Here is a 19,014-nt window from a genome sequence, read left to right as displayed (position 1 = left end):
AACTTAAGCCAAATTTTCAAATCCTGTTGTTTTGTTATCATATCTTAAATTAAAATTTCCAACCGGCCCATTTCTTTGTTTTGCTATTATTATTTCTGCTATATTTTCAACCTTCTCCATCTTCTCTTGCCATTCTAACAACTTCTTCTCATCTGATGATGGTATTTTCCTACCTAAATAGTATTGCTCTCTATATATAAACATTACTATATCAGCGTCTTGCTCTATATTTCCACTTTCTCTTAAATCTGACAATAGTGGTCTTTTATCCTCTCTTGATTCTACAGCTCTTGATAACTGCGATGCTGTTATTACTGGAATATCCAATTCTTTGGCTATCGCCTTTAATCCCTGAGATATTTCTGCTATTTCTTGAACTCTATTCTCTTTGTTTTTACTTACAGAGTTTATTAATTGCAGGTAATCAACCACTATCATGCCAAGATTATGCTGTCTTTTCATTCTCCTGGCTTTAGTTCTGATAGCAGATATCGTAAGATCTGGTGTGTCGTCTATCATTATTGGCACATCGTTTAAATTGATTATTTGCTGTGATAAATTCTTCAGCTCTTCCTTGTTGATTTTACCAACCCTTATTTTGGAACCGTCTATTTTTGTTTCCATAGATAATATCCTTGACGCAAGTTGTTCTGCCGACATCTCTAATGAAAAGAAACAAACCGATTTCTTATTTTTTGTTTCGCCCAACTCATATTCTTTTGCAAATTCTTTTGCAGCTCTTAACGCTATATTAACCGCAAGCGCAGTTTTCCCCATTGAAGGTCTCCCTGCTATTATGATTAAGTCAGAATTTTGAAAACCTCCTGTAAATCTATTTAACTCTATGTACCCTGTAGTCACACCACTGATTTCCTTTGTGCTTTTTAAAGCTTTTTCAATTCTGCCTAAAGCTCCTTTTACAGAATCTACTAAACTATAAACTTTGTTGTCGTAATCACCGCTACTTGCCAATTTATACAGCTCATGCTCCATGGATTCTATTAAATCCTCTCCTTTCTCATCTACTTTTTCTTCTTTCGCTTTTACAACATATTCCTCGCTGAGATTTATTATTTGCCTTCTCAAATAAGTGTCGTATATATTTTTTGCTAATGTTTTTATGTCTGTATTTAGCTGTGCATCTGCTACTAATTTTAATAAATATTCATAGCTATCCATTTGGATTTCTTTAAATATTTCTTCTTTTGCAAAATAATTTTTAATTGTTATAGGGTCTGACACCATACCCCTATCCATCAATTTGCTGATTCCTTGATATATTTTTCCATGAAGAGGTAAATAAAAATATTCCTCCCTCATAATATCACCTATTTTGTTTATGTTTTCATTATTACTCAACAACAAACCAAGTAGATTTTGCTCCGCCTCTATATTATGAGGCCTTGTGTCTGTAACTTTATTTTCTTCTGTCATATTCCCTTACTACTTTTACTACCTCCTCAACTTTTTCCACCATACTGCTTGGCAGTATACCATGCCCTAAATTAAATATGAACTTTCCTTTTGAAAAAACATCCAATATTTTTGTTACCTCCCCTTTTATATCCGCATTTTCCGCAAGTAATATGGCATTATCTAAGTTTCCTTGTATTGTTGCTTTGCCTTGTAAATTATCTCTTACCCATTCTTTTGGCATGGTGTGATCTATTGCTATTATATCTGTATCCACCATTTCCAAAAATCGCTTATACTTAACACCACTTCCTTTGGGAAAGGTATTGGTAATGATGTTTTTTTTATAATTCTTCAACTCATTCACAATTTTTTGATTTGGCTTTATCACTAGCTCCTCAAACTCATCTTCTGCCAATATCCCACTCCAAGAATCAAAAAGTTTTACCACTTCAACTCCCTGATCAATTTGTCCTTTTAGATATTTTATTGTTTCCCTTGTTAATATTTCTATAATTCTTAAAAATCTTTTTTTATCATTAAAATATAACTTTCTCACCTCACTAAAATCTTTATCCCCCCTTCCTTGTATCACGTAACATGCAACAGTAAATGGTGAGCCAGCAAATCCTATTATAGCTTTGCTTTTATGTTTTTGGTCAATCTCTTCCTTAATTTTTCTTATACCTTCAAAAACTTTGTCATATACATCAAATGCTTCTTCAGATTTTTCCACTTGGTTTAGCCTTTCATCTAAATCTTTGGATAAAAAAACCGGTCCACTCCCTTTTATAAAATCCAACTTCAACTTCATTGATAAAGGTACAATAAGTATATCAGAAAATATAATAGCTGCATCCAAATCAAACCTTCTCAATGGCTGTAGAGTTATTTCTTTCATCGAATCACTGTTTAAACACATATCTAAAAAAGACTTATGCTTACTTTTTTCTTCCATATATTCTTTTAGATATCTGCCAGCTTGTCGCATAAACCAAATGGGGGTTGTTTGGGATGGTCCGTATACCACCTCATTTATTAGTAATTTATTATTACTCATGTTTTATAAATTCATTATTGATTATGACCTTATACATTATATTTATTTTTATTTAATAGTGTTAGTTATTTAATGTTGGTTTGGTCAGCCTAACATTTATTAACACTTAAGACTAACCACAGAGTAGGTTTGTAGTGTTTTATAATGATTCTTAATTTATCAACATTAATAATAACTTTGATAAAAAAAAATGTAAATGTTGATGAAAACAATACTAACACCAAACTAACAAGTTATTGACATAGTTTGTAGAACTTTCATCAAAAAATACAAACAAATTGTATAATGCAAAAAAGTAAGTACTCTATTAAGTGTAAAGTAGAAAAACAAGCGATGAAGTTTTGTAAAAGCATATTTTTTATTCTGGTATCTTTTCTAGATAATGTCGTCATGAGATTTTAAGCCAAAGAGATAAGCATCTAATCTGAATTGCGGCAAGAAAAGAAGCTGAATTTTTAGCATATCTGGTTGCAATTCCCCTCCATCTTTTAAGATGAAGAAAGGTGTTTTCTACAATATGCCTTATTTTGTATAAATCTTTATCGTATTTTCTCTGGGTGATTCTGTTCTTTTTAGGAGGAATAACAACTCTCATGCCCAATTCTTGGGCATGGTCAATTATGTAATTAACATCGTACCCTCTGTCGGCTAGTAAGTACTCAGCTTTCATCTCTTCAATAAGATTAACAGCCTGCTTGCAATCAGCTTCTGAGCCTTTTGTGATAATAACTTTGAGTGGCATACCATGTGAATCCAAGGCAAGGTGAATCTTTGTATTGAGCCCCCTTTTGTACGACTCATATCTTGATTGCCGCCTTTTGCACCTGAAGCATGTGGATGCACTTTACTATGACTTGCGTCTATCATTAACCATTCCATATCAGGTTCTTTCACAAATATCTCCAATAAAGCCTCCCATATCCTTTTGTCTCTCCATCTGCAAAATCTTTTATGTGTATTTTTCCATCCTCCATATTCTGAAGGCAAATCTCTCCAGGGAGAACCTGTTCTTAATATCCAAAATACTGCGTTAATGAATCTTCTGTTATTATGTGCCAAACCTCCCCACGTACCTTCCCTTCCTGGTAAATGATCCTTTATCAAATCCCACATATTATCTGTTATATCATGCCTATGTAGCCCTAAATCCATTCAGAGTGTTAGCCAAAGATAGATATAAAATTGCCCTGCTCACTTAGGAAATTATTGTTATCCTCAAAATGTAGCCAGAGCTTAATCGTAAGATCGACAACTTCTTCAGATTTTGAAACTACCTTTGTTTTTCTGGTCATTCTTGCAATTCTGGGTTCTGTCGCATCTGTGAAAATTCAGTGCAAAAAGTGAAAAGTGAAAATTTCAAAGTGCGGAAAATCGGGAGTTAAAAATTCTTAATTTTTACTTTTTATTTCAAAAATTAACAGATGCGACAGAACCATTTCTTTCACTAACTGCTTAATGGAAAAATATACAAATAATTTGAAAGTTTTTGCATCATATTACAGATGCGACAGAGCCAAAATTCTTATGTGTTTCAACAGATGCGACAGAACCGTTCTTGAGATAAGAAGAGTATATATTTGATAACAAACGTAAATAGCTGACTTATGCCAACATTAAACTTCTTTTTTTACATTTTTGTGTTGCTTGGGTTCTGTCGCATCTGTTAATTTTTGAAATAAAAAGTAAAAATTAAGAATTTTTAACTCCCGATTTTCCGCACTTTGAAATTTTCACTTTTCACTTTTTTGCACTGAATTTTCACAGATGCGACAGAACCAAAGAAATTTATCAAAGTCAGAATTATAATTGTCATTGTCAGCAAGTTGTCCTTTTTTAATCATGTGCAAGAGCTCTATTCCTGCAATAGTCCTGGCGGCACTTCTAAAGGATTTGAAACCAAGCATCGGTCTAGTTCGTTTCTTTACAAATCTGTGATCGCCTTCTATCCTATTGTTTAGATATTTGTTATGCCTAATTTCTATTTGGTCTTCTTTAGATAATGGCTTATTGATCGAATTCAAAGCAGAAGTATTAGAGCCACTTTTATCTATATTAACCTTTATAGGCTGGCCACTAGATTTAATTGCTTTCCTGAAAAACGCTTTAGCTGCCCTTTTATCTCTTTTTGCTCTTAGCATAAAATCTATGGTATCCCCGTATTTATCAACTGCTCTATACAAATAGACCCATTTACCTTTAACCTTGATATATGTCTCGTCCATTCTCCAGCTGCCGTTGACTGGCTTTTTTTCTTTTTCTGAATCTTCCTTCAAGTATTGGCATAAACTTTACTACCCATCTTTGTAGAGTGGCGTGATCTATGTTGAGTCCTCTCAACCCGCCTATCTCTTCTATCTCTCTGTAACTTAAAGAATATCTTCCTTTCATATACAGCGATACCATAATGATTTCTGCGCCATATTCATGGTTCTTAAAATACTTCATTAATTTTGGGTCTACTTTAAACATTATTACCAGCAACTATTTCTTTCAGAATATCAAAAATTCTTATGTGTTTCAACAGATGCGACAGAACCATATTTATTTAGGAATGCCATTTTCTTGTTGGGTAAACAAAAAGCGCAATTGCTTCTTTTATGATTTTTGTTTATAAGTATATAACTTTTCGATTATTTCAGCGGCTATATAATATGGCAATAAACTTAGATGCAGATGACTTCAATGCTATAGAAAAACAAGTTTTGAAAAAATGGCATGATGATGAAACCTTCGAACAAAGTTTGAGGGGAGAAGGAGAGTTTGTTTTTTATGACGGACCTCCATTTGCTAATGGCTTACCTCATTATGGACATCTTCTTACTGGCTTCATCAAAGATTTATTCGCCAGGTATCAAACGATGAAAGGTAAAAAAGTAGATAGAAGATTTGGTTGGGATTGTCATGGACTGCCTGCGGAGATGTACTCTGAGAAGGAACTTGGGATATCAGGCAAAGTTGCGATTGAAAAGTATGGTATAGATAGATTTAATCAACATTGTAAGGAGTCTGTTTTAAAATACACTAATGAATGGCAAGAATACGTTAATAGACAAGCTCGTTGGGTTGATTTTAAGGATGACTATAAAACCATGGATAAGCCATACATGGAAAGTGTGATTTGGGCTTTTAGTGAACTCTATAAAGCTGGATTAATCTACCAATCTATGAGAGTGATGCCATATTCATGGGCCTGTGAAACTCCAGTCTCGGATTTTGAAACAAGAATGGACAATGCGTATAGAGAAAAGCATAGTAAAGCAGTTACACTTGGTTTTAAGTTAAAGAATGGAGACAGCATAATAGCAGGCTATGGTTCTGTGGTGCTTGCAGTTTGGACGACAACTCCTTGGACGTTGCCATCAAATCTTGCGATTGCTGTTGGTAGGGAAATTGATTATGTTGCAGTGGAAAAGGAAGGGAAGGTTGCTATAATAGCTGAAAATTTGCTGCCAAAATATGCTAAAGAGCTAGGCTCTTCTGTCATAAAAAAATTCAAAGGAGCTGAACTTATAGGCTTAAGTTATATACCACCTTTTGAGTTTTTTAAAGATCATCCAAAAGCATTTACGATCCTAGCAGGCGACTTTGTAACAACTGATGACGGAACCGGAATTGTGCATATAGCACCAGGATTTGGGGAAGACGATCAGATTCTTTGTGAAAAATATGGGATAGAGTTGGTTTGTCCAGTGGATGCTGCTGGTAAATTTACTTATCCGGTTGAAGATTATGTTGGCAAACAAGTCTTTGAAACAAATGACGACATTATAATCCGTTTAAAAAACCTGAACCTTTGGATAAAAACAGAACAGTATATCCATAATTATCCACATTGTTGGCGTACTGACACACCACTTATATATAAGGCTGTTTCCTCTTGGTATGTGAAAGTGACGGCAATAAAAGACAAAATGATCGAAAATAACAAACAGATCAATTGGATACCTGAACATATTAAAGCTGGACTGTTCGGTAAGTGGCTGGAAAATGCAAGAGATTGGTCAATTTCAAGGAACAGGTTTTGGGGATGTCCGATCCCAATTTGGCAAAGTGATGATCCAAAATATCCTCATATCGAAGTTTACGGCTCCGTAACAGAAATAGAAGAATCATTTGGGGTAAGGGTGGATGACCTACACCGTCCGTTCATCGATGATTTAACTAAGCCAAACCCAAAAGACCCAACAGGCCAATCAAAATTAAGGAGAGTGCCAGAGGTATTAGATTGTTGGTTTGAAAGCGGTTCTATGCCATATGCGCAGATGCATTATCCATTTGAAAATAAAGAATGGTTTGAAAATCACTTTCCTGCTGATTTTATAGTTGAATACTTGGCGCAAACAAGAGGTTGGTTTTATACCATGACGGTTCTTTCGACCGCTTTGTTTGATAGACCACCATTTTTGAATTGTATTTGTCACGGTGTTATTCTTGGGGACGGAGGGCAAAAGCTTTCAAAACGCTTAAAGAATTACCCCGACCCCAAAGAGGTATTTGAAAAATATGGAGCGGATGCAATGCGTTGGTTCATGATGTCATCACCTGTGATGAAAGGTCAGGAGCTTGTGATGGACAAGGACGCAAATGGTATCAGAGAAGCAGTCAAAACTGTTATAAAACCGCTTTGGAATGCATTTAACTTTTTTTCAATTTATTCAAAAGCGGATAAAGTCGCAGTGCGTTTCGATTTAACATCAACGAATGTGCTCGATAAGTATATCATCGGAAAGTTGGCAAATGTTACGGATACAATCCAAGCTTCTTTGGATAAATATGACACTGTTTCTGCGACAAAAGCTGTTGAGGAGTTTCTTGAGGTTTTAAACAATTGGTACATCAGGCGTTCAAGAGAGAGATTTTGGCGCCATCAAAAAGATCAAGATAAACTCTTTGCATACAACACGTTATATTCTGTTCTGCACGTATTTACACGTAGTGTAGCACCGTTACTACCGTTAATCACAGAAGCGATCTTCTCAAATCTTGACCAAACTTCTAAAAGTGTTCATCTGGAATTATATCCAGACACGTCCTCTATCCCATATGAAGAAACTTTGATAAATAATATGGAAAAAGTGCGTGATGCATGCAATACCGCACTCAGAATTAGAAATGAGCGACACATACGCGTTAGGCAACCACTTGCAAAAGTTACTTTTATCGGGGTTGCTGATGCGAATTTCTCTGCCGAGTTAAAGCAGCTTGTGCTTGATGAAATCAATGTAAAGAGTTGGGTTAATCTTGGCAAAGAAGAAATAGCTCAATATGCAGATTATAGATTGAAGATAAGCTTTCCAATGTTGGCAAAGAGGCTGCCACAAAAAGTTAAAGATATAGTAGCAGCCAACAAAGAAGGTAATTGGAGATTTGTCGGTAATAGTGTTGAGATTGCTGGCTGTTTGTTGAATGCAGATGAGTTTGAATTGCTATTAGAAGCTAAGGGCGAATATAAACATAATATATCCGCTCTCTCAACAAACGATGCTTTAGTACTGGTTGATTTAGAAGTAACTAGGGAGCTTGAGCTGGAAGGAATAGCGCGCGATATAGTAAGAGCTATCCAGCAAACAAGAAAAGAGATGGACTTGAATATCACGGACAAGATATATCTTGAGATGTCTTCGGATGACAAAATAGTAAAAGAATCAATCAGTAAATGGCACGAATACATAAAAGAGCAAACGTTAGCCATAGAATTGAAAGATAAAATTGATTCATCACAAGAAAGCAAGGTATTCAATCTTGATGGTGGCGCAATTAGGTTGCATATAAAAGTATAGATGTATGTCGCTTTTTATTAGGTCTTTGATTTTTAATATATTCTTGCCAGTTTGGACGGTTTTGATATCAGCAACTTTATCTCCTTTATTTTTTCTTAGGAATCCCAAAATTATGTCTATATTAGGCATTTCATGGTCTTATGTGGTGATAAGGGCCTTGAGGTTTATCTGCAATATCAAAGTGGAAATTTTAAGCGCAGAGAACCTACCTAAATCCCCATTCATAATAGCATGCAAGCATCAATCAGTGATAGAAACGGCATTTTTCTTACAATATCTGAAGTTTCCCGTATATGTAATCAAAAAAGAGCTGCTTAGCATACCATTTTATGGATGGTTTCTACAGCACATGGGAATGATCCCGATTGACAGAAATGGCGGTATGTTAGCATTGAAACAGTTGTTGAGGGCTTGCGAGAAAAGTTTAGGAGAAAATCGAAGTGTTATAATTTTTCCAGAAGGAACAAGAGTTAAACCATTTGATTCTGTAGAGTATCAAGCAGGGATTGCAGCACTGCACAATAAGTTTCCCAATACCCCTATTATTCCAGTTGCTGTTAATTCTGGTGTTTTTTGGCCTAAAGGGTCGTGGTGGAAGTATCCAGGAACTGTAGTTTTGAAGGTGCTTCCTTCAGTTAACACTAAAACAAATAAGGACGAATTGTTAAAATATTTAAAAACCACCATAGACTGTCATAGTGATGATCTATGTAGAAGTTAAAAAGACCGTAAAGAATAATTATTTCTACTTGGAGAGTCTGCAGACTTCGCATTGCGTTACTTGCTTTCTAATGCTGCAGCGGTTTTTAGTATTTTGTTGCTTAATATAAAAAAATAACACATACTGTGGACTATGATATGTGATGCTTTCAGAGAATGAACAAAATAGAAAAAATATACACTGGGCTTTGCGTCCTATTCTGTAGGCACCGTCAAGTTAAAAAAGTTGAGGTGCAAAAGGTATTGAGAGAAGAGGGAAAAAATAGTAAATTGGAGCAAAATAAAAAATAATAGAAAAACAATGGAAGAAAGAGCGAGCAGATACAGATATCCAATGGTGATAATAGGACATGCAGTTTGGTTGTACCACAGATTTAATTTGAGTTATAGAGACGTAGCAGAAGAGTTGTTATACAGGGGTATAGAAGTAAGCCATGAAACGATAAGAGCATGGTGTATTAAATTTGGAAAAAGGTTTTTAGATATAATCAAGAAGAAGTAGAGGAAAGCAAAGGATAAATGGCATTTGGATGAGATGAGCATTAAAATTAACGGTAAATATTTTATTTTGTGGAGAGCTGTAGATGAAGATGGATATGAGATAGATGTCTTCCTACAGACCAGACGTAATAAAAAGTCTGCGATAAGGTTTTTATCAAGATTATTACAATCAAATCCAGTACCCAGAGTAATCGTGACAGATAAATTAAAAAGCTATACCAAACCTATAAAAGAAATGTGCCCTAAAACAGAGCATAGGCGCCATAAAGGATTAAATAATAGGGTTGAAAATGCACACCAACCAACACGCAGGAAAGAGAAATGCCTAATAAAATTCAAATCTCCTTCTGGGGTACAGCAAACTCTTTCTTTGATGGGAAAAATAAGGAACATATTTTCAGTAGATGTGGGCAGGTATATTAACAGTTCTAGCAAGCAAAAAGAAATGTTTTTTGAAGCTAAATCTATTTGGGATCACGCCGCTCAATCCATAGCTGCTGCATAATTTTCAAAAAGATGCTCTGTCACGCCCTTACCTCCATTAACTTGACGGTGCCGAGAGACTTGATAGCTTTGGCTGCTTTGCCCGTAAAAGTATCAGCGGTCTCTACAAATTCGAAGCACTATACTTTTTTATTCTTCTTAGATGCCTGCCACCATCGAATTTTGTATTTAAGAATATGTCTAAGATATTTTTTGAATCCTCAAATGGTGTAAATCTAGCTCCTAGCACCAATATATTGGCATCATTATGCTCTCTTGCAAGTTTTGCTGCTTCCATGCTATAGCATAAAGCTGCTCTTGCAAACTTATTCCTGTTAGCACATATGGACATTCCAATTCCAGAACCACAAATTAGTATGCCGTAATTTATTTGCCCAAGTTCAATATCTTTAACTAATTCAGCCGCAAGGTCAGGGTAATCAACGGGTTCGTCGTTATATGTTCCATAGTCAACAACTGTTTCTTCAAGATAACAGAGAAGTTCTCGCTTTAATTCATATCCGGCATGATCACTTGCAATTCCTATCTTATTTTTCTTCTTCATACTCATTCAACGCCCCATAAGTTTATTTTTTGGATCCAACCAGTGTAATTCCCCGCATCAACCCTGCACCATTCGTTTTCGCATTTACGCACTTTTACTATCGTATCAAACTCAACTTTTGCAATAGGGCTAGAGCCTTCATTCGGAGCTTTAAATATGAGTGAGTGATTGTTTGTTATTTCCTTTTTCAAAATTGAGTTTGCAGCCAATTTATTATCCTTGATAATTGCGTAATTCACACCACTCAACAGACTTTGATGAACCCACCCCTGCGTACCGTCTTTATCTTGAATTTTTCTCCAATTATCAAACTCTGCTATGATTTTTACTGGGCAGTTTTTACATTGATATATATACGAGGTTTGATATTTTTGGCCAGGGCCAACCCTCAGTTTTATTTCATCAGATTTAAGGCTAACATACCTATTGATTGGCAAGCCTGTAACTTGCCCTAGTTCTGCTGCATTACAGCTAATGGCAATAAGTGTGAAAATGCAACATATTAAAAATATCGTTGTTTTATTTATTTGCATGGCTAAATTTGGCAATAAGTTTTTCTTGCACCCTTTGTGGCACCAGATTTTTGGTATCACCTTTCAGCCTGGTGATTTCTTTCACAAAACTTGATGATATGAAATGCACACCTTCTGTTGCTGGTAAGAAGATTGTTTCAACGCTGGGGTCAAGAGTTCTGTTAATGAATGACATCTGGAACTCATACTCAAAATCTGTTACAGCTCTTAAACCACGCACTATTATAACAGCACCTTCTTTTTTTACAAATTCAACAAGCAATCCGTCAAATAATTTTACTTCAACGTTTTTCAATCCGTGATAAAAGAGTTCTTCTTTTATCATCCCCTTCCTTTCTTCAACAGAGAATAATGGAGTTTTAGATGGATTTGCAGCAACCGCTATTATTAATTTGCCAAATATCAAGGAAGAGCGTTTTATAACATCAAGGTGCCCCAGCGTAATTGGGTCGAAAGTTCCTGGATATATAGCTATCTGTTTAGAAGTCATACCCCTTAATTTTTGCAGTTGGAAAATATTTTGTCATGGTGTCCAAAAAATGATCAGGGAGTTTTGCTTTTAAATTATAAGTTTTGTCAAATAACTTAAAGCTTAAAGAATAAGCATGTAAGTGAAGTTTGGCATTTTTGTATACACTATTTTTATTGCCACTGCCGCGATATTTGTTTTTTGAGTCTCCCAGTATCGGGCAGTTTATTTCTTTACTATGCAACCTAATCTGATGTTTTCTGCCGGTTAGAGGGGTCATCTCAACCAATGACAACATATCTTGATATGTAACTAGGACTCGGAATTTAGTCTCTGCAGCTTGCTCTTTTGACGAATCTGATTCAAACTTTGGAATCACCGTTTGAATAACTCCTTTTCTTTCCTCTGGCACCCCACATAAAATTGCTAAATAGGTCTTGTTGATGTCTTTATCCCGAAATAATTTGCTAATTTCTGCAGCAGCATAGGAGCTTTTTGCCAATATTAGCAGACCTGTTGTTTTCTTGTCAATTCTGTGGACGATTTTTGCTTCAATACCAGCCAGCCTTAGAATACGATCTATAGAAATACTCACATTTGTGCCATCTTGAACGCATAAGCCATATTGTTTATTAAGCACCATCAAATTCTCATCTTCAAAGATCACGGATTTTAGTATTGCCGCTTTGGTACTATTGAAATTGTTTGGTTTTACATCAGGCTGCCGTTTGTGTTCTTCAAATTCTATTACTGGGGTCCTGATGATCTGTTCTGATTTTACATAAGAATTAATCTTCGCTCTTTTACCATCAATTCTGACCTGTCCTTTTCTTATCAATTTTGCCACAACAACAAACGGCATAGATGGTAAATTTCTATAAAACCATCTATCTAGCCTCAGTCCATCATCATTTTTTTCTACTTGCAAAGTTCTTATTTCCATTAGAGGACCTCATATGTTTTTAATAATACAATCTATATACTCCGCTAACTTCAAAAATTGGCGTTGTCATATTTTTGGACTTTGCATTTAGTTGCGTACTTTTATATGCTTCTCATGCTTATCACTCATACTCCTTGCTCTCTTTAAAGTTATGTGAGTAATATGAACGCCATCAATTAAAATGTTTTAGTTGCGTAATAACGCAACATACTAGCACATAACGTAGCTTCTGCATAACCTTATTTATAGCTGTATACTACGCTAGCTTCAAAAGTTGGCGTCGTCATACTTCAAACACAAGGCACAGAATTGCAAGAATGACCAGAAAAACAAAGGTAGTTTCAAAATCTGAAGAAGTTGTCGATCTTACGATTAAGCTCTGGCTACATTTTGAGGTTCTGTCGCATCTGTTAATTTTTGAAATAAAAAGTAAAAATTAAGAATTTTTAACTCCCGATTTTCCGCACTTTGAAATTTTCACTTTTCACTTTTTGCACTGAATTTTCACAGATGCGACAGAACCATATAATAAGCGTTCTTTTTCGTTTTATCTTTAAATGTATCCCAGTATAAATTGCCTTTTTTGACCTCATCATTTATGTCAACAACATTTAGGCCATTATTTTGATTAGACATAATGCTATCATATGTGCCGGATAGTTGTTCGCTAACAACATTGCTAGTTTTACTGATGGCTTTCTCTGCCCCAAGGTACAGATTGCTTATTGATTTTAGCATATCACCCTGCTTAACTCCATGCTTTGCAAGAGCTTTGGAAGCGAGCCAGTCTATACCATAAAGAGGACTTAGCCTTTGAACTGCATTACCCAGCGTACTGCTCATCCTTTTGTATGCATCAGACTGCTGTATGGATTCTTGAATTTTAGTTCTCAAGTTGTTTAGGGAGTGTTCATAAATAGATAGAAAGAGCTAAAGCTTTGTTAAAAAATAAAACAAGGGATAATCTTAGCATTTCAGAACACTTGCTAAAGCGTTTAGTCTTGCGATTTAATCTAGCAAGCATATCCCTTAAGGAGGAATTGAAGCTCTCAACCAAACAAGTTTCAGACTTTGTCTGCAGATGTATTTGAGCAATTTTATAATGACAATAGACCTCATACCCATCTGTACACATATAACGAATTTGGTATTTTTCTCCTAGCTCACGAGCTAAATCTACGTAATTTTCTTTATCACCTGAACCTACTTTAAACGCAACAGTTTTGAATCTGTCCCTATCGACAGCAGTCCATATTCTTGTTTTATTCTCTTTTTTTTGACGTATGTATATAGCTCATCCATCTCTAATATCTCTATACGCTTCTTATCTCCCTCTATCTTTTGATTCGTCACCATCTCATCTACTACTTTCCCTGCTTGTTTGATCCAATAAAATACTGTACTTAACGGGATATTTAATATGTGAGCTATCCTCCTAATTCCGCAGTTATTTAGATACATCTTTATCACCATGCTCCTCTCTTTATTACCATATTTCCAATTCTTCCTACCATCTCCTTCTGTAAAGTTTTTATTACAACTCTTACATTTGTATCTCTGCTTTTTCCTTGCATATCCATTTTTTGATACCTCTTTCCCTTTGCAATATTTACATTCTATTTTCTCCATTTTTCCCTTTCTTTTTTCCTTCCCTCTCCTTATATCACATTCTTTTCTTCTTTCCTATCCCTTTTAAAACACTCCCGTTGTTTATAGCATTTCCCCCATCAAACATCATGCCACTTTGACTACCTGGTGTTCCTCCGTAGAGATTTTTCAATGGTTGTTTTGCCATTCCTCCTAAAGCGTCAATCAACTCAGGTACATAGTCCATATATACTCTAAACAGTACGCATGAGATCAGTACGTAAAAAAAACCTATAGGGGTCACAACATTCAACAAATCTTCATAATCGAGTAGAGAGATCCATTGCTGAATCTCCCTCTCACACCACCGTACAAGCGATGTCGCATACGGCGGTTTCAGATTTGTGTTTAACAAAAGATGTATACATGGAAAATAGGTTGTTCCTCTCAAAATACTTTAAATTGAGAGCCTGGTGAGCAGCATGAGATAGAGATTTTCTCCACCAACCTTTTCTAGAGCAAGCAAGTGACCAGCTAGATCGCTGAGATACACCATGAGCAGTTAGAAAAGTTTTGATCGAGAATTTTCTTTTACGCTGTTTTATCCTGTAAGAACGAAGACGCCTTCTAATCCAACCGTCCAGATGCCACAGAGCCTTTGGAAAGTCGGAACACTTAATCGAGTAGAGAGATCCATTGCTGAATCTCCCTCTCACACCACCGTACAAGCGATGTCGCATACGGCGGTTTCAGATTTGTGTTTAACAAAAGATGTATACATGGAAAATAGGTTGTTCCTCTCAAAATACTTTAAATTGAGAGCCTGGTGAGCAGCATGAGATAGAGATTTTCTCCACCAACCTTTTCTAGAGCAAGCAAGTGACCAGCTAGATCGCTGAGATACACCATGAGCAGTTAGAAAAGTTTTGATCGAGAATTTTCTTTTACGCTGTTTTATCCTGTAAGAACGAAGACGCCTTCTAATCCAACCGTCCAGATGCCACAGAGGCTTTGGAAAGTCGGAACACTTAAAATAGTGAAACCAGCCTCTCGTAGCTTGATTTAACTCTCTGATTATTGTATCAAATTTAACACCTCTACTTCTTTTGGTGATAAGGCGAACCTTATCTTTGAAGAGAGATATAGATTCTCTAGCAATAATAGCAGAGCCATCTGTTAACAATGTAAATCCAAGGAATTTACGGTCTTGAACAGAGCTAGTAGCACTTTTAGTAAGATTAACTTTAAGTTTGAGCTTACTGTTAAGAAACTTCGTTATAGATGTAAGTACTCTCTGTGCAGCATTCTTAGAAGTAACATAAATGTTACAATCATCAGCGTATCTGACGAAAGAGTGCTTACGTAAATGAAGCTCTCTATCAAGTTCATGAAGCAAGATATTGCTTAGAAGAGGGGAGAGCGGTCCACCCTGTGGGGTCCCTAGGTCTCTCTTGCTCATTAAGCCATTTTGCATCATGCCTGCGTTTAAGAACGATCTAATCAGCTTTAAGAGCTTCTTATCAGAGATAGAGCGTGCAATTAGAGACATTAAAATGTCATGATTGACGTTATCAAAGAAAGCTTCTATGTCCATATCCACCACCCATGATTTACCAGACTTTACAAATTCTTTAGCTTTGGACATAGCGCCTTGCGCAGAACGCTTAGGTCTAAATCCATAGCTATTGTCCGAAAAGTGTGGATCAAACAAAGGTGATAAAACTTGAACTATAGCTTGCTGCACCATTCTATCAATTACTGTAGGTATGCCAAGCAAACGGGTTTTACCATTAGGCTTGGGTATTTGTACTCCTCTAACACAGGAAGGAGTATATTTGCCGTTGATAACTGAAGATTGGAGCTCTTGGATAATCTCATCTAAGGACTCTTGTACTTCATTGATAGTTCTTTTATCGATACCAGGTGCACCTTTATTGCGTTTTACTGCTTTAAAGGCACTTTTGAGATTTGCAGTTTTAACTACATCCCCAATTACATCTTTTGCAAGGTCCTGGGGTATTCTAATTGCTGAAGTTACTCTATGCGCCTCATGATCAACAGCTCCAGTACTGCCTTCACTATTTGATCCGTGGATGGTATTGCTATCTTTTGCTACCATATAACTCCAAAATTAAAATTCCAGTACCTAACAAATCTAATTCAGGCCTTCCTCAAGAGAGGTACCGATTCTCTTAAGTACTATGCCTTCTGCTGACTCCTTTTATCCTGTCCTCTACTATTGCTAGCAAAGTAGCTTATACTCAAGCTAGATAAAAGGCCTCCCGGGGTAAGATGCAAGACCTCCATAAGGCTGAACTTGGTTTACCGCTATACACTTCCGCATAGAGGCGGGCTATTCCAGTTAATGCTAGGTTGCCCAGTTATAACGGCCTACTACCAAGTTTCTGTTCGTTTCAGCCTTACTTTGCCGTCAGCTTCCTTCAGCCAACTCCTCACGAAGTTAACCTTGCCTCAGCTAATGGACCGCTCTATCTCAGCCCATAAGGGACTTGAACCCTTTGCTCTTACATCATGCCCGGCGCACATCCAGTACCCAGAGTAATCGTGACAGATAAATTAAAAAGCTATACCAAACCTATAAAAGAAATGTGCCCTAAAACAGAGCATAGGCGCCATAAAGGATTAAATAATAGGGTTGAAAATGCACACCAACCAACACGCAGGAAAGAGAAATGCCTAATAAAATTCAAATCTCCTTCTGGGGTACAGCAAACTCTTTCTTTGATGGGAAAAATAAGGAACATATTTTCAGTAGATGTGGGCAGGTATATTAACAGTTCTAGCAAGCAAAAAGAAATGTTTTTCGAAGCTAAATCTATTTGGGATCACGCCGCTCAATCCATAGCTGCTGCATAATTTTCAAAAAGATGCTCTGTCACGCCCTTACCTCCATTAACTTGACGGTGCCGTACCCAGAGCTTAATCGTAAGATCGACAACTTCTTCAGATTTTGAAACTACCTTTGTTTTTCTGGTCATTCTTGCAATTCTGTGCCTTGTGTTTGAGTTATTGGACTCAATTGAGAGTGTATGTTGTTTGCCAACAACATGTTGATGGCGAGGTATAACCTCTGAATAAACAGACCAATCGTCTGTGTAATAACTGCAATTATCTCTACTTATGATTTTCCACAATTTTCTAAAGGTTGTAACGTTACGCTTACCAACCACCCAGGCAACAACTCTCTTGAGCTCCCTACTATAGGCTTTCCATATCCATAATTTGTTTTTTTGAATCTACAAAATGCCACATCTCATCTATTTCAACTTCTCTCAATTCTTCCGGCACTGTTGGTCTTGGTATCTTTTTAGCATACAGTATTATCCACTTATATACGCTAGTATGAGCTACTTTAAATAATTTCCCTAGCCATCTAAAGCTACTTTTTCCCATGCTGTACAATAACACTGCCAGAGCCTTCATCTCTGGCGAACAGCCTCTTAATTTAGTGTTTGTAAAATTACATCCACACTCTTTGCATTTATACCTTTGCATACCCCTAATATTACCATTCTTAACGTATTTACTGCTACTGCATTTTTTACACTCTGTATTCATATTTCTATTTTCTTTGTTGCTCGCTATATTCATTTTAGCATCTTATCTATCTTATGGCAACACTCCCTACTCGAGGTATACCGCGTTAACTTTATGGATTAAACCGCAGAACTATAAGCTCACTACCAATTTCTTTGCACTTCTCTGTTTTTAACTCTAGTTTTTCAATTTGCTGGGCAGCTCTAAGCGCACTATTTGCACAAGCCAAAGTTTCTTGAGATTGAATATACTTTGCCATGTCAATATTAGTAGCGATGATATCACAGTTATTGTTGATTCGCATCTCTAGTACTATCTCTGTATTTTCAGCACCAATACATGCGCTTTTTATCCAGTTACGTGAAACTTGATTTTTTATGATAGCCAGGTCATCGTCAACTAAGTTAGCTATTTTAGCTGTAAAACTTGTAGCATTATCTGATATCTCTCCAAGTGATTGGGCAAAAACATCTACCTGAGCTTTATTTTCTTCTGTAGTCACTTTTGGCTTTTGTTGTGGCTTTTTTTTCTGTTCATCACTTCGCTCCCCCTTCTTTGGTTTCTTCTCCTCAGGCCTAGAATCTTTTTTCTCTATTTTTTCCTCCACTTTCTTAACTTCAGGTTTAGTACTTTCTTTTTTGACTTTTGACTTTGTTACCTCTATTACTTTTTTTGTTTCTGCTTTTACCTCTTCTTTACTTGGCGCTTTTGCACTTTTTTTTTCTATAGCCCCCTCTTTTTTATCTACTTGATTTACTTGCCTTGAAGCTACCGGTTCAAGTTTTTCTTCTTTTACAATCGGTTTTTGTACTACACGCTCATTAGGATTTTTTTGTTTCCCAATAATTTTTACTGAGAATTGTTGGCTACTGATTTTCTTAGGCTTTTTCAAATTTTGAAAATTGAGCAATAACATCAACGTTATTACCACATGTAAAACTACGGAAAATAAAACACTTTTTTTCATCAGGACTCAGTACTGTTCCTCTGTTATTAATGTGACATTATGGATAGAAGCTTGCCTTAATGTACTAAAAATATTAATTACTTCACCATAATTGGCTTCTTTATCTGCATTTAACAAAATCTGTGTCTTGGGCTTTTCTTTTAGTAGAGCTGCTATTTTTTTCACCAATTCTTCTTTTGCCACCACACTTTCCTGTAAGTATATTTCTGACTTTTTATTGATGCTAATGTTAATGTATTCTTCTTTCTTAGTAAAACTTTCTCCAGAGGTTGGTAAGTCTATATCTATTCCACTAGTAACCATATGCGATGTTAGCATGAAGATGATTAACAAAACTAACATCACATCAACAAAAGGAGTAACGTTAATCTCAGATTTAATCTTATATTTACGTCTTTTATTATGTGTATAAAAGTATTTTTGCATAATATTAGG

General features: G+C 36.0%; 24 protein-coding genes and 2 pseudogenes. 7 read left to right on the top strand and 19 right to left on the bottom strand.

The genetic code is table 11. From position 1 onward, the window contains the following. Nucleotides 1-3: 3 nt before the first annotated feature. From Bandiella_RS06150 to Bandiella_RS06130, 5 genes and pseudogenes are all read right to left on the bottom strand, one after another. Nucleotides 4-1,434, bottom strand: a complete 1,431-nt coding sequence (locus tag Bandiella_RS06150; RefSeq protein WP_323732810.1) for a replicative DNA helicase — start codon at nt 1,432-1,434, stop codon at nt 4-6. Then, the gene (hemE, locus tag Bandiella_RS06145; protein ID WP_323732809.1) at nt 1,418-2,473 is read right to left on the bottom strand and encodes a uroporphyrinogen decarboxylase; all 1,056 of its coding nucleotides are present in this window, start codon (nt 2,471-2,473) and stop codon (nt 1,418-1,420) included. Before hemE ends, Bandiella_RS06150 begins: the two co-directional genes overlap by 17 nt. 388 nt (nt 2,474-2,861) lie before the next feature. Further along, nucleotides 2,862-3,625 (bottom strand): IS5 family transposase gene (locus tag Bandiella_RS06140; protein WP_323732808.1). Its coding sequence is split into 2 segments (ribosomal slippage): nt 2,862-3,253 and nt 3,253-3,625, totalling 765 coding nucleotides; the frame shifts between segments, so codons are not numbered across the junction. 8 nt (nt 3,626-3,633) lie between these two features. Then, nucleotides 3,634-3,765, bottom strand: coding sequence for a hypothetical protein (locus tag Bandiella_RS06135; RefSeq protein WP_323732807.1), 132 nt, complete (start codon nt 3,763-3,765; stop codon nt 3,634-3,636). Nucleotides 3,766-4,203: 438 nt separating this feature from the next. Further along, a pseudogene (locus tag Bandiella_RS06130) lies at nt 4,204-4,942 on the bottom strand (IS6 family transposase). Between the two features lie 182 nt (nt 4,943-5,124). Here Bandiella_RS06130 and ileS point away from each other — a divergent pair. The 5 genes and pseudogenes from ileS to Bandiella_RS06105 form a co-directional block, all read left to right on the top strand. Continuing rightward, a complete protein-coding gene (ileS, locus tag Bandiella_RS06125; protein WP_323732806.1) occupies nt 5,125-8,253 on the top strand; it encodes an isoleucine--tRNA ligase in 3,129 nt (1,042 codons plus the stop codon). Nucleotides 8,254-8,365: 112 nt separating this feature from the next. Then, nucleotides 8,366-8,974, top strand: a complete 609-nt coding sequence (locus Bandiella_RS06120) for a lysophospholipid acyltransferase family protein (RefSeq protein WP_323732805.1) — start codon at nt 8,366-8,368, stop codon at nt 8,972-8,974. A 155-nt stretch (nt 8,975-9,129) separates the two neighbouring features. Then, on the top strand, nt 9,130-9,264 hold the full coding sequence (locus Bandiella_RS06115; RefSeq protein ID WP_323732804.1) for a hypothetical protein: 135 nt from the start codon (nt 9,130-9,132) through the stop codon (nt 9,262-9,264). A gap of 10 nt (nt 9,265-9,274) precedes the next feature. Continuing rightward, complete coding sequence (locus tag Bandiella_RS06110) at nt 9,275-9,475, top strand: hypothetical protein (protein ID WP_323732757.1); 201 nt, start codon at nt 9,275-9,277, stop codon at nt 9,473-9,475. Nucleotides 9,476-9,493: 18 nt separating this feature from the next. Continuing rightward, nucleotides 9,494-9,979 (top strand): annotated as a pseudogene (locus tag Bandiella_RS06105) (IS6 family transposase); the annotation flags it as partial. A 102-nt stretch (nt 9,980-10,081) separates the two neighbouring features. Here the strand turns inward: Bandiella_RS06105 and rpiB are convergent. From rpiB to Bandiella_RS06085, 4 genes are read right to left on the bottom strand one after another with little or no spacing between them, the layout of a single operon-like run. Continuing rightward, nucleotides 10,082-10,522: a ribose 5-phosphate isomerase B gene (rpiB, locus tag Bandiella_RS06100; RefSeq protein WP_323732803.1), complete on the bottom strand. Its 441-nt coding sequence runs from the start codon at nt 10,520-10,522 to the stop codon at nt 10,082-10,084. Nucleotides 10,523-10,524: 2 nt separating this feature from the next. Then, the gene (locus tag Bandiella_RS06095; protein WP_323732802.1) at nt 10,525-11,070 is read right to left on the bottom strand and encodes an SH3 domain-containing protein; all 546 of its coding nucleotides are present in this window, start codon (nt 11,068-11,070) and stop codon (nt 10,525-10,527) included. Then, complete coding sequence (gene coaD / locus Bandiella_RS06090) at nt 11,042-11,545, bottom strand: pantetheine-phosphate adenylyltransferase (protein ID WP_323732801.1); 504 nt, start codon at nt 11,543-11,545, stop codon at nt 11,042-11,044. Before coaD ends, Bandiella_RS06095 begins: the two co-directional genes overlap by 29 nt. Continuing rightward, a complete protein-coding gene (locus tag Bandiella_RS06085; RefSeq protein WP_323732800.1) occupies nt 11,535-12,467 on the bottom strand; it encodes an RluA family pseudouridine synthase in 933 nt (310 codons plus the stop codon). The genes coaD and Bandiella_RS06085 overlap by 11 nt, the downstream gene beginning before the upstream one ends. 317 nt (nt 12,468-12,784) lie before the next feature. Between Bandiella_RS06085 and Bandiella_RS06080 the strand changes: the two genes are divergently transcribed. Then, nucleotides 12,785-12,907, top strand: a complete 123-nt coding sequence (locus Bandiella_RS06080; RefSeq protein ID WP_323732799.1) for a hypothetical protein — start codon at nt 12,785-12,787, stop codon at nt 12,905-12,907. Between the two features lie 64 nt (nt 12,908-12,971). Here Bandiella_RS06080 and Bandiella_RS06075 read toward each other — a convergent pair whose 3' ends face one another. From Bandiella_RS06075 to ltrA, 6 genes are all read right to left on the bottom strand, one after another. Continuing rightward, entirely contained in the window at nt 12,972-13,205 is a 234-nt protein-coding gene (locus Bandiella_RS06075; RefSeq protein ID WP_323732798.1) for a hypothetical protein, read from the bottom strand. A gap of 172 nt (nt 13,206-13,377) precedes the next feature. Then, nucleotides 13,378-13,722, bottom strand: coding sequence for an IS1 family transposase (locus Bandiella_RS07615; protein ID WP_407651266.1), 345 nt, complete (start codon nt 13,720-13,722; stop codon nt 13,378-13,380). Beyond that, complete coding sequence (locus Bandiella_RS06070; protein WP_323732544.1) at nt 13,671-14,096, bottom strand: IS1/IS1595 family N-terminal zinc-binding domain-containing protein; 426 nt, start codon at nt 14,094-14,096, stop codon at nt 13,671-13,673. The genes Bandiella_RS07615 and Bandiella_RS06070 overlap by 52 nt, the downstream gene beginning before the upstream one ends. Nucleotides 14,097-14,130: 34 nt before the next feature. Further along, a complete protein-coding gene (locus Bandiella_RS06065) occupies nt 14,131-14,262 on the bottom strand; it encodes a hypothetical protein (protein ID WP_323732797.1) in 132 nt (43 codons plus the stop codon). Nucleotides 14,263-14,413: 151 nt separating this feature from the next. Further along, complete coding sequence (locus Bandiella_RS06060) at nt 14,414-14,794, bottom strand: hypothetical protein (RefSeq protein ID WP_323732474.1); 381 nt, start codon at nt 14,792-14,794, stop codon at nt 14,414-14,416. Next, the gene (ltrA, locus tag Bandiella_RS06055) at nt 14,767-16,173 is read right to left on the bottom strand and encodes a group II intron reverse transcriptase/maturase (protein WP_323732406.1); all 1,407 of its coding nucleotides are present in this window, start codon (nt 16,171-16,173) and stop codon (nt 14,767-14,769) included. Before ltrA ends, Bandiella_RS06060 begins: the two co-directional genes overlap by 28 nt. Before the next feature lie 413 nt (nt 16,174-16,586). Here ltrA and Bandiella_RS06050 point away from each other — a divergent pair, with 413 nt between their 5' ends. Continuing rightward, nucleotides 16,587-16,931 carry a DDE-type integrase/transposase/recombinase gene (locus Bandiella_RS06050; protein ID WP_407651242.1) on the top strand — a complete coding sequence of 115 codons (345 nt, stop codon included), beginning with the start codon at nt 16,587-16,589 and terminating at the stop codon, nt 16,929-16,931. On the opposite strand, the gene Bandiella_RS06045 is transcribed toward Bandiella_RS06050, so the two are convergent. Genes Bandiella_RS06045 through Bandiella_RS06030 form a run of 4 tightly spaced genes read right to left on the bottom strand, consistent with a single transcriptional unit; the run spans nt 16,910 to nt 19,005 of the window. Beyond that, nucleotides 16,910-17,290 (bottom strand): IS1 family transposase, encoded by a 381-nt coding sequence (locus tag Bandiella_RS06045; protein WP_323733416.1) that lies wholly within the window; start codon nt 17,288-17,290, stop codon nt 16,910-16,912. The two genes, Bandiella_RS06050 and Bandiella_RS06045, sit on opposite strands and share 22 nt — an antisense overlap. Continuing rightward, nucleotides 17,274-17,666 (bottom strand): transposase-like zinc-binding domain-containing protein, encoded by a 393-nt coding sequence (locus Bandiella_RS06040; protein WP_323732428.1) that lies wholly within the window; start codon nt 17,664-17,666, stop codon nt 17,274-17,276. The genes Bandiella_RS06045 and Bandiella_RS06040 overlap by 17 nt, the downstream gene beginning before the upstream one ends. Before the next feature lie 58 nt (nt 17,667-17,724). Further along, the gene (locus Bandiella_RS06035) at nt 17,725-18,579 is read right to left on the bottom strand and encodes a hypothetical protein (protein WP_323732796.1); all 855 of its coding nucleotides are present in this window, start codon (nt 18,577-18,579) and stop codon (nt 17,725-17,727) included. A 6-nt stretch (nt 18,580-18,585) separates the two neighbouring features. Continuing rightward, complete coding sequence (locus tag Bandiella_RS06030) at nt 18,586-19,005, bottom strand: ExbD/TolR family protein (protein ID WP_323732795.1); 420 nt, start codon at nt 19,003-19,005, stop codon at nt 18,586-18,588. Between the last annotated feature and the right edge of the window lie 9 nt (nt 19,006-19,014).

This window comes from Candidatus Bandiella woodruffii (genome assembly GCF_034359465.1).
Lineage (GTDB): Bacteria > Pseudomonadota > Alphaproteobacteria > Rickettsiales > Midichloriaceae > NDG2.
This window is presented reverse-complemented; position numbering and strand designations above follow the sequence as displayed.

Coding starts and splice junctions, on each gene's coding strand:
- Bandiella_RS06085 (WP_323732800.1), bottom strand. CDS start 12,467: ATGGAAATAAGAACTTTGCAAGTAGAAAAAAATGATGATGGACTGAGG.
- Bandiella_RS06060 (WP_323732474.1), bottom strand. CDS start 14,794: ATGCGACATCGCTTGTACGGTGGTGTGAGAGGGAGATTCAGCAATGGA.
- Bandiella_RS06120 (WP_323732805.1), top strand. CDS start 8,366: ATGTCTATATTAGGCATTTCATGGTCTTATGTGGTGATAAGGGCCTTG.
- ltrA (WP_323732406.1), bottom strand. CDS start 16,173: ATGGTAGCAAAAGATAGCAATACCATCCACGGATCAAATAGTGAAGGC.
- ileS (WP_323732806.1), top strand. CDS start 5,125: ATGGCAATAAACTTAGATGCAGATGACTTCAATGCTATAGAAAAACAA.
- hemE (WP_323732809.1), bottom strand. CDS start 2,473: ATGAGTAATAATAAATTACTAATAAATGAGGTGGTATACGGACCATCC.
- coaD (WP_323732801.1), bottom strand. CDS start 11,545: ATGACTTCTAAACAGATAGCTATATATCCAGGAACTTTCGACCCAATT.
- Bandiella_RS06135 (WP_323732807.1), bottom strand. CDS start 3,765: ATGACCAGAAAAACAAAGGTAGTTTCAAAATCTGAAGAAGTTGTCGAT.
- rpiB (WP_323732803.1), bottom strand. CDS start 10,522: ATGAAGAAGAAAAATAAGATAGGAATTGCAAGTGATCATGCCGGATAT.
- Bandiella_RS06110 (WP_323732757.1), top strand. CDS start 9,275: ATGGAAGAAAGAGCGAGCAGATACAGATATCCAATGGTGATAATAGGA.
- Bandiella_RS06050 (WP_407651242.1), top strand. CDS start 16,587: ATGCCCGGCGCACATCCAGTACCCAGAGTAATCGTGACAGATAAATTA.
- Bandiella_RS06070 (WP_323732544.1), bottom strand. CDS start 14,096: ATGGAGAAAATAGAATGTAAATATTGCAAAGGGAAAGAGGTATCAAAA.
- Bandiella_RS06075 (WP_323732798.1), bottom strand. CDS start 13,205: ATGCTAAAATCAATAAGCAATCTGTACCTTGGGGCAGAGAAAGCCATC.
- Bandiella_RS06150 (WP_323732810.1), bottom strand. CDS start 1,434: ATGACAGAAGAAAATAAAGTTACAGACACAAGGCCTCATAATATAGAG.
- Bandiella_RS06040 (WP_323732428.1), bottom strand. CDS start 17,666: ATGAATATAGCGAGCAACAAAGAAAATAGAAATATGAATACAGAGTGT.
- Bandiella_RS06030 (WP_323732795.1), bottom strand. CDS start 19,005: ATGCAAAAATACTTTTATACACATAATAAAAGACGTAAATATAAGATT.
- Bandiella_RS06080 (WP_323732799.1), top strand. CDS start 12,785: ATGACCAGAAAAACAAAGGTAGTTTCAAAATCTGAAGAAGTTGTCGAT.
- Bandiella_RS06115 (WP_323732804.1), top strand. CDS start 9,130: ATGAACAAAATAGAAAAAATATACACTGGGCTTTGCGTCCTATTCTGT.
- Bandiella_RS06035 (WP_323732796.1), bottom strand. CDS start 18,579: ATGAAAAAAAGTGTTTTATTTTCCGTAGTTTTACATGTGGTAATAACG.
- Bandiella_RS06065 (WP_323732797.1), bottom strand. CDS start 14,262: ATGGCAAAACAACCATTGAAAAATCTCTACGGAGGAACACCAGGTAGT.